The sequence below is a fragment of the Cohaesibacter gelatinilyticus genome (assembly GCF_900215605.1).
Classification (GTDB): Bacteria; Pseudomonadota; Alphaproteobacteria; order Rhizobiales; family Cohaesibacteraceae; genus Cohaesibacter; species Cohaesibacter gelatinilyticus.
This window is the reverse complement of record NZ_OBEL01000004.1, coordinates 346,547-358,189: the sequence shown is the minus strand read 5'-3', so window position 1 is coordinate 358,189 and position 11,643 is coordinate 346,547. Positions and strand designations below refer to the sequence as shown.

The 11,643-nt window shown below is 51.3% G+C and carries 12 protein-coding genes; 6 read left to right on the top strand and 6 right to left on the bottom strand.

The features are described 5' to 3' along the window. Positions 1-12: 12 nt before the first annotated feature. Together CRO57_RS17595 and CRO57_RS17590 are read left to right on the top strand one after the other, a co-directional pair. Complete coding sequence (locus CRO57_RS17595) at positions 13-222, top strand: formate dehydrogenase subunit delta (protein ID WP_097154783.1); 210 nt, start codon at positions 13-15, stop codon at positions 220-222. Positions 223-268: 46 nt separating this feature from the next. Further along, the gene (locus tag CRO57_RS17590) at positions 269-1,153 is read left to right on the top strand and encodes a LysR family transcriptional regulator (protein WP_097154782.1); all 885 of its coding nucleotides are present in this window, start codon (positions 269-271) and stop codon (positions 1,151-1,153) included. On the opposite strand, the gene CRO57_RS17585 is transcribed toward CRO57_RS17590, so the two are convergent. From CRO57_RS17585 to CRO57_RS17575, 3 genes are all read right to left on the bottom strand, one after another. Further along, on the bottom strand, positions 1,115-1,891 hold the full coding sequence (locus CRO57_RS17585) for a gamma-glutamyl-gamma-aminobutyrate hydrolase family protein (RefSeq protein ID WP_097154781.1): 777 nt from the start codon (positions 1,889-1,891) through the stop codon (positions 1,115-1,117). The two genes, CRO57_RS17590 and CRO57_RS17585, sit on opposite strands and share 39 nt — an antisense overlap. Positions 1,892-1,987: 96 nt before the next feature. Continuing rightward, a complete protein-coding gene (locus tag CRO57_RS17580) occupies positions 1,988-2,962 on the bottom strand; it encodes an amino acid ABC transporter permease (RefSeq protein WP_097154780.1) in 975 nt (324 codons plus the stop codon). Between the two features lie 10 nt (positions 2,963-2,972). Further along, on the bottom strand, positions 2,973-3,806 hold the full coding sequence (locus CRO57_RS17575; RefSeq protein WP_097154779.1) for a transporter substrate-binding domain-containing protein: 834 nt from the start codon (positions 3,804-3,806) through the stop codon (positions 2,973-2,975). 130 nt (positions 3,807-3,936) lie between these two features. On the opposite strand from CRO57_RS17575, the gene CRO57_RS17570 reads away from it, so the two are divergent. The 3 genes from CRO57_RS17570 to CRO57_RS17560 all read left to right on the top strand — a co-directional run bounded on the left by CRO57_RS17570 (position 3,937) and on the right by CRO57_RS17560 (position 5,536). Further along, on the top strand, positions 3,937-4,878 hold the full coding sequence (locus CRO57_RS17570) for a LysR substrate-binding domain-containing protein (protein ID WP_097154778.1): 942 nt from the start codon (positions 3,937-3,939) through the stop codon (positions 4,876-4,878). A 136-nt stretch (positions 4,879-5,014) separates the two neighbouring features. Then, the gene (locus tag CRO57_RS17565) at positions 5,015-5,233 is read left to right on the top strand and encodes a type II toxin-antitoxin system CcdA family antitoxin (protein ID WP_097154777.1); all 219 of its coding nucleotides are present in this window, start codon (positions 5,015-5,017) and stop codon (positions 5,231-5,233) included. Positions 5,234-5,242: 9 nt separating this feature from the next. Then, positions 5,243-5,536, top strand: a complete 294-nt coding sequence (locus tag CRO57_RS17560; protein ID WP_097154776.1) for a CcdB family protein — start codon at positions 5,243-5,245, stop codon at positions 5,534-5,536. A 100-nt stretch (positions 5,537-5,636) separates the two neighbouring features. Here CRO57_RS17560 and CRO57_RS17555 read toward each other — a convergent pair whose 3' ends face one another. Together CRO57_RS17555 and CRO57_RS17550 are read right to left on the bottom strand one after the other, a co-directional pair. Beyond that, complete coding sequence (locus CRO57_RS17555) at positions 5,637-7,070, bottom strand: NAD(P)(+) transhydrogenase (Re/Si-specific) subunit beta (RefSeq protein ID WP_097154648.1); 1,434 nt, start codon at positions 7,068-7,070, stop codon at positions 5,637-5,639. 10 nt (positions 7,071-7,080) lie between these two features. Then, a complete protein-coding gene (locus CRO57_RS17550; RefSeq protein WP_097154647.1) occupies positions 7,081-8,652 on the bottom strand; it encodes a Re/Si-specific NAD(P)(+) transhydrogenase subunit alpha in 1,572 nt (523 codons plus the stop codon). A gap of 374 nt (positions 8,653-9,026) precedes the next feature. On the opposite strand from CRO57_RS17550, the gene CRO57_RS17545 reads away from it, so the two are divergent. Continuing rightward, positions 9,027-10,553 (top strand): alkaline phosphatase family protein, encoded by a 1,527-nt coding sequence (locus CRO57_RS17545; protein WP_097154775.1) that lies wholly within the window; start codon positions 9,027-9,029, stop codon positions 10,551-10,553. A gap of 100 nt (positions 10,554-10,653) precedes the next feature. Here the strand turns inward: CRO57_RS17545 and CRO57_RS17540 are convergent, their stop codons facing one another. Next, complete coding sequence (locus tag CRO57_RS17540; RefSeq protein WP_244580136.1) at positions 10,654-11,562, bottom strand: LysR family transcriptional regulator; 909 nt, start codon at positions 11,560-11,562, stop codon at positions 10,654-10,656. Positions 11,563-11,643 lie beyond the last annotated feature (81 nt).

Sequence of the window (11,643 nt, the reverse complement as noted above, 5' to 3'; positions counted from 1 at the left end):
GGAGACATCATAATGAATCAGGATGAGCTGATCAGAATGGCCAATCAGATCGCGGATTTCTTTCAATCCTATCCGCAAGCCCGAGCTGTAGACGGCGTCGCTACCCATGTTCGTGATTTCTGGGATCCGCGCATGAAGGGGCAGATCTCAACACTTATCGACGAGCAAGGGGATAAGTTGAAGCCACTCGCCATCGACGGTCTGAAAAAGTGCCTTGATTAGAAGATCACCTCTGTCAGGCCAATGCCTGACCATGTTATGACCAACTATGGATATCCGTCAGCTTCAATATTTGATTGCATTGGCTCGGGAGAAGCACTTCACCCGGGCGGCGCAAGTGTGCAATGTCACCCAGCCAACTCTCTCTGGCCGTATTCGCCAGCTGGAGCAGGAGCTAGGCGTCTCCATTGTGCGCCGAGGACAGCGCTATCTTGGTCTTACGGATGATGGCGAGCGGGTTTTGGCTTGGGCCAAGCGCATTGTTGAAGATTGTGACGGCTTGCGGGATGAATTGGCAGGCCTGACTGGTGATCTGCGCGGGCGCATAACTGTGGGGGCAATTCCTTCCGCTCTCCCCATGGTCCCCAAGGTGGTGCAAGCCATGCGCAACAGCTATCCGGCGGTTCAATTCACAATCTTGTCCCGTAGTTCCAAGGATATCCAGCGCCAACTTGAAGATGGCTCAATCGATGCCGGGATTTCCTACCTTGGCAATGAAAAGCTGGACAATACACGCACCTGGCCACTTTATACCGAACGCTATTGCCTGTTCATTCATCGCGATCATGAGCTTTCGAGCAGGGAAGCCTTGAGTTGGAAAGAAGCTGCAGAACAAAGCCTTTGTTGCTTAACCCCGGACATGCAGTTCCGCCAGATTGTCGATGCTGCCTTCAAACAGGTTGATTGCTTTCCTCATGCAGATGTCGAAAGCAATAGCATCAACAATCTCTACGCCTTCATCCAGACTGGTCACTATGCCGCTGTTCTGCCGGAGAATTGCAAAATTCATCTCAGCGAAATGGAAGGCCTATGCGCCATTCCGTTGGTTGAGCCGGAAGTGGAACATATGGTTGGCCTTGTCATGCAAAACCGTGATCCCATGCCACGGCTGCTCTCAGCCCTTGGCCAGAGCAGTCAGGGATTGGTTCTTTGACGCCATAGCCTTAGAAAACGCTGTAAAAATAGCGCTAGAGATCTCATTGTCTTTTGCGGCAAATTCTGCGTGCCATTGCAGGCCCAAGAAGAAGCGTTTGTCCGGATGATGAAAAGCTTCGATCAATCCATCTTCGGATATTGCATCCAACATCAACGCTGGTGCCAGAGTCTCAACGGCTTGCTCGTGCAGGGAGTTGACGGAATGAGAACCCGGACCGAGGATTTCAGCGAGCAAACCATACGCTTCCAATTTCAACTCATGCGCAGCGCCATAGCGTTGGTTAGGCGGTTGGCTATAGTCCGTTGGATGATGACGGTCGAAGGCTTTGTTTTCATTGACATCATTGCGCATGGTGCCGCCCAACACGACATTCATCTCTTGCATGCCACGACAGATACCAAGCAATGGAACATCTCGATCGAAGGCCAACTGAATAAGCTCAAAAGCTGAAGAATCGCGCTTTGTATCAAACGGCCCATGGCTTTTCTCATCCCCACCAGCACCATATAAGGAGGGTTGAAGATTGGAGGCATCACCAGTCAGGATCACGCCATCCAGCATTGGCAAAATCCGTTCAAACTCCTTCTTGCCAAACAAGGTTGGCAGGATGAGGGGAACTGCATCGATCACTTCCATTGCAGCCAGAAGATATTTGTCATCAATAATTTGCGCATCCAGTCCAGCATCACTGGTAGAAGTCGCAAGAATGCCAACGATTGGAGCAGAACCACCCATTTTTATGTCCTTTGCTGACGATCGGTCTTTCTTTCGGCAAAGCGGTGCCGTCAGCAGCGCATAGCGCTGCTGTCAAGTGAAGAAATCTTGTGAAACCTAGCGCTGATGGGCCTTGGAATAATGGGCCTCAATCCGCTGTTGCGCGAATTCAAGCAAGACCGACAGCATCCAATAGATGACTGATGCCGTAATCAACATTTCCAGAATCTTGAAGTCAGCTCTGCCCTGTGTTCTTGCAATGAACATGATGTCCCAGACGCCCACCACGGAAACAAGCGAGGAGTCCTTCAACATTGCAATGAACTGATTGCCAGTCGGTGGAACAATGATCCGCATCGCCTGTGGCAAGATAACCTTTCTAAAGGTCAACATTCGTTGCAGACCGAGTGCATCAGCCGCTTCCCATTGCCCTACCGAGATGGACTGAATGCCAGATCGGAAAATCTCGGTCATATAGGCCCCATAGACCAGCGCCAAGGCTGCTATGGCGGCAGGTACCGGAGGGACGATGATCCCGACTTGTGGCAGCCCCAAATAAATCAGGAACAATTGCACCAGCAAAGGGACACCACGGAAATAAGAGGTATAGAACGCTCCAATTCCCTCGACTACACCAATTCCAGACATTTTGGCTGATGCGCCAAGCAATGCCAGGATGAAAGCCAACGTGATGGATATGGCCGACACATAGAGGGTCGTAAACGCCCCGGTCGTGATGAGAAAGGGTAACTTCCTACCGATAAACTCGAAGCTGAGATTAAACGACAGGAAGAAGCCAAGGGCCCCCATGGCCAAGAGAATCCACACAATAACCAGTTGTGCCTTGCGCGACAGGCTTAGTAGTCCATAACCAAGGCCCAAGGTGAAGCCGGCCAGCACAAGTGAGGTCGATAGACGCCCCCACCATCCAGCAAGGCTTTCTTCGCTCATGGCTGGACGCAGGAAAGAGCCGACCAGCCCTTCATTGGCGGAAGTAAGGAGAGCCAGTGCGAACACTAGCCCTCCCATCACAAGACAAGCTCTTAGCCGAGTGGGGCCAGACCAAAGAGTGCCATTGGTTAAGGTAATCATGGTTCTTGTCTTATTTGGTGGTTACAAGATCAGCGCCGTGCCATTTAACGGATAGCTTGGCCAGTGTGCCATCTTTCTTCATATCTTCGACGATCGAAGCCAGTTTGTCGGCGAATTCCTTGTCTCCCTTATCGATAGCGATGGCAAGTGGTTCATAGAATATCGGATCACCAAGTTGTTTGATTGGCAAACCTTTCTTGATGGCTTCCTGAATAACGGTCACTGATTGAACTAACGCGTCCAGACGGACACCATCGCCCAATGCCAGTTCGTCGAATTCATTGATATCGCCATAGAGTTTGATTTCACCCGGCTTTACCTTGTACTCAAATTCCGGCACGCCAACCGCATTGATCTCGAGATTGTGCTGCAGATATTTGTGATAGGTAGAAGATCCAACAACACCGATGGTCTTGCCATTCAACTCTTCCAGGTTGGTCGCTTTGGAATTTTTGTGAACCGCAAATGCCGCTGGTGTGTAATAATAAACTGCAGGGAAGTCGAGCACTTCAGCACGCGCTTTGGTCGGTGTCATGGACCCAACCACCATGTGCCAACGGCCAGACCAACGACCAGCAGTCATCACTTCCCAACCCGGTGTGACGAATTTCACGTCAACGCCAAGACGTTTGGCCACTTCCTTGGAAACATCAATATCAAAGCCTTGCAGTTGATTGTCATCTCCCATGAAGGCATTGGGGCGATAATCGGAGTTGGAGCCAACAACCAGCATCTTATCCTTCATGATGGCATCGAGGGCTTCGCCGGCTTGCACACTCGCTGCACAGAGTGATGCAGCAGCACTCAGCAGAGCGCCGAGCAAAATTGCCTTGGTTGTTTTCATGTCAAATTACTCCCATTCCGTCATTCTGACGATATTTTTGCTTCAGTTTGTCGAGATGATAGACGGCAAAATGAAGAAATAACAAATCGAACGCATTGAGCCTTCCATAGATATTCTCTATATATAGGTCATGTCTATCTCTCGTCGCTTCGTTCCTTCCTTACAAGAATTACGCGCCCTGGATGCTGTTGTTCGGCATAAATCCATCTCGGCAGCCGCACGAGAACTGAACGTTTCTCAGCCAACAATTTCCTACCATATCAAACAGTTGGAGGAAAAGTGGGAAACCAAGCTCTTTCGTTCAAAGGGTCGAGGATTGGAACAGACCGAACTGGTCGAGGATATTCTGTCAGAGGTTTCCAGTATCAACCAGTCCATAGAGAATTTATCCTATATGTTGGCCAGCCAGACTGCGCAAAAGCCGCTGGCTGTGAGTATTGCCCCCTCTCTCGCTTCAATCATGCTGGTTCCAAGACTTGAACGCTTCCAGGAGGCGCATCCCAATATTCCAATTCGCATCAGCGCAACCAATCGTTACGTGAAATTCAGCGAGGAAAAGATTGATCTCGCCTTACGGCTTCTACCCAAACCTGATGACGATCTCGCCCCCTCATTGCTGCTTCCAAAGCCCAATGAACGAATGCGGGTAGTGTGTTCGCCATACTATTTAAGGAAGCTAACTGGAACAGATCTTGCGCCACGAAGTGCAAATCTATCACTACTTGAGAACGCCGATTTCATTCATGAAGACGAAGCATTCCATTGGCAGAAATACCTCACCAGCTTTTGGCCAGACTATACTAGCTCCATGACACAAAAACTGATCTTCAATAATGCTGACATGATTCTGCAAAGTGCCATTGCCGGGAGGGGCCTCGCTATCTTGCGCGATCTCTATGTTTTTGATGCTCTGGCCAAGGGAGATTTGGTTGAGCCCTTTGCACCAACCCTGGCCTGCCAGCGCGCCTTTCAGTTCGTTTTGCCGGACAATGCAATGCCTACTCAAGCAGCTTGGAATTTCATTGGTTGGTTGTGTGAAGAAATCAAAGCAATGGATGGAACAACAGGTTAGGTCAGTGCGCAACAGTCATCTGAAAATGCTTCCGCACTGTTCTGATTAGCATTCAACAAAGACATATCCATGTTGCCTATTATAGGCGCATGATATATACTCCTTATACATACCAATCCTTTGAGAGTTTATTGCAATGCGCGCGAAAGTGAATCTTACTTTGGACAGCGATGTGGCCAATGAGGCACGAGAGCTTGGTCTCAATATGTCCCGTTTGGCGGAATCTGCCATTGCAGAAGCCGCAAAGCTGGAGCGTAACCGGCGCTGGCGTGAAGAAAACAGCGACGCTCTTGATGCATATGCGCGTGAAGTTGAAGAAAATGGTCTGCCACTCGCAGAACACCGTACTTTCTAAGGGAATAAAATGGCTCAGTTTGATGTCTTCCGCCTACGCAGCGGGATCCTTGTTGTTGACCTTCAAACAGACCTGATCGGTATAGATGCATCCCGAATTGTTGCTCCTTTACGAGAGATCGGCAGCTACACGGCATTTCCCGGTCTGACCCCCAAAGTAAATTTGAATGACAAGTTCTGGATTGTTCGTATTCAGGAACTCGCTGCTGTCTCTGGTGCGGAACTGCATGAGTGTGTTGGGTCGCTGCAAGAAGAGAGAGATAATCTCAAACGGGCTTTGGATATCCTGATTGACGGCTTCTGAACGCGGAAAGTATCTGGCTTGAGCCCTTTTACAATCGTCCATACAAAAAAGCCCGATCTCATGGAGATCGGGCTTTTCGATTTTCTTGATTAGCTTCTACTTAGCTGATGCTACCCAATAGGCTATCTAGAGATGCTTTAGCGTCTCCGTAGAACATGCGGGTATTTTCCTTGTAGAAGAGCGGGTTTTCGATGCCGGAATAACCGGTGCCTTGTCCGCGCTTGGAAACGAAGACCTGCTTGGCCTTCCAGCATTCAAGGACGGGCATGCCAGCGATTGGGCTGTTCGGATCATCCTGTGCCGCCGGATTGACGATGTCATTGGAGCCAATGACGATGGCCACATCGGTTTCCGGGAAGTCCTCATTGATCTCGTCCATTTCCAGAACGATGTCATAAGGAACCTTGGCTTCAGCCAGCAGAACATTCATGTGACCGGGAAGACGGCCAGCCACCGGATGGATGGCAAAGCGGACATTCTTGCCCTTGGCACGCAGACGCTTGGTCAACTCGGATACGGACTGCTGAGCCTGCGCCACAGCCATGCCATAGCCTGGAATGATGATGACACTGTCAGCCTCTTCCAACGCTGCAACAACCCCATCAGACTCGATGGCAATCATCTCACCAGACACTTCCATCGCAGGACCACCGGTGCCACCAAAGCCGCCAAGGATCACAGAGACAAAGTTGCGGTTCATGGCCTTGCACATGATGTAGGACAGGATCGCACCGGAGGAGCCAACAAGCGCACCGACCACGATAAGAAGGTCATTGCCAAGGGAGAAACCAATGGCCGCTGCCGCCCAACCGGAATAGGAGTTGAGCATGGACACAACAACCGGCATATCCGCGCCACCAATGCCCATGATCAGGTGATAGCCAATGAAGAAGGCCAGCAGGGTCATGACCACAAGGGTCCAGATACCAGCGTCATTGAAATACATGATGCCGAGGATCAGGGAGCCAATGGCTGCACCGGCATTGAGGGCATGACCACCGGGCAGTTTTTCTGCAGCGGAAGTCACCTTGCCTGCCAGCTTGCCAAAGGCAATGACAGAGCCGGTGAAGGTCACAGCACCAATGAAGATGCCAAGGAAGACTTCAACCTTGAGGATGGACAGCTCGGCGCTGGACTTCTTGGCCAGCAGAGCAGCAAAGCCTTCCAGACCCTTGCGGGCACTCTCGTCCATGGCCAGAACACGGCTCAGTTCGATATCGGCATTGAAGCCGACAAAGACAGCCGCCAGACCAACGAGAGAGTGCATCGCAGCCACAAGCTGTGGCATCTCGGTCATCTGAACCTTTTGCGCCACCTGATAGCCAATGGCACCGCCACCGGCAATCAGCAGGAGCGAGAGCAGCCACAGGCCGGAGCCCGGACCAATCAGGGTGGCGAGAACCGCCAGAGCCATACCGGCAATGCCATACCAGACAGCGCGCTTGGCGCTTTCCTGACCGGACAGACCGCCAAGGCTAAGAATGAAAAGAACAGCCGCAACCACATAGGCGGCAGTGGTAAAACCAAAATCCATGTCGCCCTCCTTATGACTTCTGGAACATGGCGAGCATGCGCCGGGTGACCAGGAACCCACCAAAGATGTTGATGCCGGCCATGAAGACGGACAGGGCCGCCAGGATGATCACCAGCCAGGAACCGGAGCCGATCTGCATCAGGGCCCCCAGAATGATGATGGATGAAATGGCGTTGGTCACCGCCATCAAAGGCGTATGCAGGCTGTGAGAGACATTCCAGATGACCTGGAAGCCCACGAAACAGGCCAGCACAAACACAATGAAATGCTGCATGAAGCTGGCAGGCGCCACAGCACCGACGAGCAACATAAGAGCCGTACCAACGCCAAGCAGGGTCACCTGGCTCCTGGTCTGGGCCTTGAACTCGGCAACCTCGGCCGCTCTCTTCTCTTCCGGCGTCAGCTCCTTCACTTCCTTCTTCGGCTGAGCCGCAATGGCTGCAATCTTTGGAGGAGGAGGCGGGAAGGTGATCTCACCCTGATAGGTGACGGTCGCACCACGGATCACATCATCTTCCATATCATGGACAACCTGGCCATCCTTCTCAGGGGTCAGATCGGTCAGCATGTGACGGATATTGGAGGCATAAAGCTCGGAAGATTGATTGGCCATGCGGGATGGGAAATCGGTATAGCCGATGATGGTCACACCATTCTCGGTCACGATCTTCTCATCAGCCACGGTCAGCTTGCAATTGCCACCCTTTTCCGCTGCCAGATCCACGATCACGGATCCGGTCTTCATGGAGGCAACCATATCCTCGGTCCACAGCTCCGGTGCTTCACGGTTCGGGATCAGGGCGGTGGTGATGACGATATCAATCTCTGGTGCCAGTTCACGGAACTTGGCCAGCTGGGCTTCGCGGAACTCCGGAGAGGAGACAGCTGCATAGCCGCCTGTGGCAGCACCATCCTGCTGTTCTTCCTCAAAATCCAGATAGACGAATTCCGCGCCCATGGATTCAACCTGCTCGGCCACTTCAGGGCGCACGTCAAAGGCATAAGTGATGGCACCAAGAGAGGTAGAGGTGCCAATCGCTGCCAGACCTGCAACGCCTGCTCCAATCACCAGGACCTTGGCTGGCGGAACCTTGCCCGCTGCCGTGATCTGACCGGTGAAGAAGCGTCCGAAATTGTTGCCAGCCTCAATCACCGCACGATAGCCGGCAATATTGGCCATGGAGGACAGAGCATCCATCTTCTGGGCACGTGAGATACGAGGGACCATTTCCATCGCAATCACATTGGCGCCCTTGGACTTCGCAATCTCCATGCCTTCCTCATTCCCGGCCGGGTTGAAGAAGCTGATCAGCGTCTTGTTCTTGTTCAGGCGTTTGGTCTCGGTCACATTTGGCTGACGGACCTTGGCGATGATGTCAGAAGCCTTCCACAAAGCCGCTGCCGTTGCAATGATCTCAACGCCCGCCGCTTCATAGTCCGCATCCGAAAAACCCGCTGCCTGACCCGCACCAATCTCAATCGCACACTCATAGCCCAGCTTCTGTAAATGCTTGGCAACTGAAGGCGTCATTCCAACACGAGCCTCCCCACCAAACACCTCTCTAGGTGTTCCTATCTTCAAAATAAATCCCCTCTGTACCTGAAACAGGTTCAAACTGGCACAACATTGCTAGGATTATTGACATGGGTCAATAGGCTCAATCCGTGCGTCAGTGGAAATAACACCCATATGTAAGCGCTTGCAAGCCCCGATTTAAGCCAAACAAATAATTGTGAGCCAGCGACAATTTGACCAATTAGACTTCAGTCTTGTCTTATTGTTTCACCCAGACATTGCCTCTGTCTTTGCTGCACCGCAACGAGCAATAAGTGTGCTCAACCGCAAAAAACTGCCTATAGAGCATAAAAATCTTGGTATTTTTTCAGAAACCATCTTGCAGAAAGGTTTGTTTCATCGTCTCTGGATTGGAAAAAAGCGTGTGCGGAGGAAATCAGATGTCTCAGCGAAATGTACTCTTCATTATCATCGATCAATTGCGTGCAGACGCACTTTTCGGCAACCTCGCCAAACATGTGGATTTGCCAAATTTACGCGCTTTTATGGAAGATGCAACCACATTTGAGCGCAATTATTCGGTCACAAACCCGTGTGGACCGTCTCGTGCTTCTCTTCTGACCGGCCGTTATGCGATGAACCATCGCAGCATTCGAAATGGCACGCCTTTGCGCCACGATACGCCCAATATTGCAACTGAAATGCGCAAAGCCGGGTATTTGCCGTTGCTGATTGGCTACACTGACACATCCATGGATCCAAGAGCCTTCGCCGAAGGAGATCCAATTCTCAACACCTATGAAATGCCCATGCATGGCTTTCATGAGGTGGTCGAAATGCGGCTGGAGAAGAGCTATCCTTGGCGTGCCTATTTGCAGTCCAAAGGGTATGATCTGCCCAAGGACTATGCGGACCATTACGTTCCGGTTGCGCAGGGTTCCGAGCGCAAGATCAATGATCCAGCATTTTACAAAGCAGAAGACAGTGACACAGCTTTTCTCACCAATGCTTGTCTGAACGAGTTGGCGTTGCGCACCGATCAAAATTGGTTTGCGCATCTGACTTACATTCGTCCCCACCCGCCACTGGTTGCGCCCGCTCCCTATAATGCAATGTATGATCCGGCTAGCCTGCCTTTACCAGAACGCATTGGTTCGCAAGCTGACGAGCAGGCTGTGCATCCTTTCTTTGCACCTGCACATGAAAATCAAACGGCACAAAGCTTCGTTGATGGCTTTCCGGATCTGCAAGTCAATGACGATGTCATCAATACCATGCGCGCTGTCTATCTGGGTTTGGCAACAGAAGTGGATGCTCATATAGGCAGAGTAATCGAGTTTCTGAAAGAGACTGATCAGTGGGACAACACTCTGATTGTAGTCAGCGCCGATCATGGAGAAATGCTTGGGGACCATCATGCATGGGGCAAGCATAATGTTTACGATGCCGCCTATCACACACCGCTGATTGTTCGCGATCCGGATCACGCTGCAGGTCATGGTTTGAAAATTTCCAAGCCCACTGAAAGTGTGGACTTGGCACCAACCATTCTCGATTGGGCTGATCAGGATATTCCACACAGCATGGATGGTCGCTCACTGATGCCATTCCTGACGGGAGAGAACCCCGATTGGCCTGACTATAGCTTTTCAGAATTGGATTTTGGCGATCCCACAGAACCAACTATATGGCAACAAAAGCTTGAATTGGGACCAAGTCAGTGCAATCTGAACATCCTGCGCGGCCCACGCTATACGCTGGTGCATTTCAGCGGTGGCCTACCACCTCTTCTCTTTGATCGGGAAGGCGAGGGTGAAATGCAAAATGTGGCGAACGAGCCCGAGATGGCAGCAGTTCTTCTGAAAATGACACAAAAGCTGCTCTCTCATCGGATGGAAAATACTGACCATACTCTAGCCAGTATCATGAACAAACCAGGAGGCCCGGTACGAGGGCAGCGACGATAGTACATGTCAACCTGTTGCATGTCACAATCCGCGCAAACAATGACAGCATGTTACAGATTGCTCAATTCGATACGGCAACACGATCCTATTGGATTGACTTTCACGTATCAAAAATATCCGCGAGCCAAGAGCGGAAAACGGTCAGTGATGGGTTTTGAGCTTTTTCCTTGGGCCAGACGAGATAATATTTCCCTAGAGATTGGGTGGATCGACCATAAGCAACCTTGAGACGACCCTGCTCCAAATCTGATGCAATCAAATATTCTGGGAGCAAGGCAATCCCCATACCATGGATGGCGGCTTGTGCCATGGTGGCGAACTGATCGAACAGCATACCTTGAGGCATCATGGCGGGTAGATCATGATGTGCCAGCCATTGCTCCCACGCGGCAGGGCGCGTTTCCAAATGCAACAACGGAAACTCCAACAGATCTGAGGCAGATTGAATGAGATTGTCTTCCAATAAATGCGGCGCACAAACCGGAACGACTGTCTCTGTCATCAGCTCCTGATAGTCCACATTCGGCCAGTCTTTCACACCAAAATGGATTGCAGCATCGAACCCTTCCTGAGCGAACTCAAACGGCTGCAGGCGCGTACCAAGATTAATGGTGACTTCAGGGTGCTGAGAGGCGAACTGACCGAGACGAGGGGAAAGCCAATGCAAGCCAAAGGCAGGAAGAATGGCCAGATTGAGGCTACCCCCATAAGGATTGGCCTTGATCTTCAACGAGGCCTTGGCTATCTGCTGCAAAGCAAGGCGCACTTCTTGGACATATTCCTTGGCTGCGGGTGTCAGGGAAAGGCGCTTCTTATCCCGCACCAAAAGCTCCATGCCCAATTGGCCCTCCAACGTGCGCAACTGACGGCTGATTGCGCTTTGGGTCAGGGATAACTCTTTGGCGGCTTCTGATGCTGCCCCCAGTCGATCAACAGCTTCCAACGCCAGTAGCGAACTGATTGAGGGCAAATATCGCCGAGGTGCAAGCATGAAGGAGCCTTTGGTCATTCTTCTTTCCTCAAAACGTATTCCATCAAGAAAAAAAGAGCCAGAGCTTAAGACCTGGCGCTTTTGCTTATGCCCACTGCA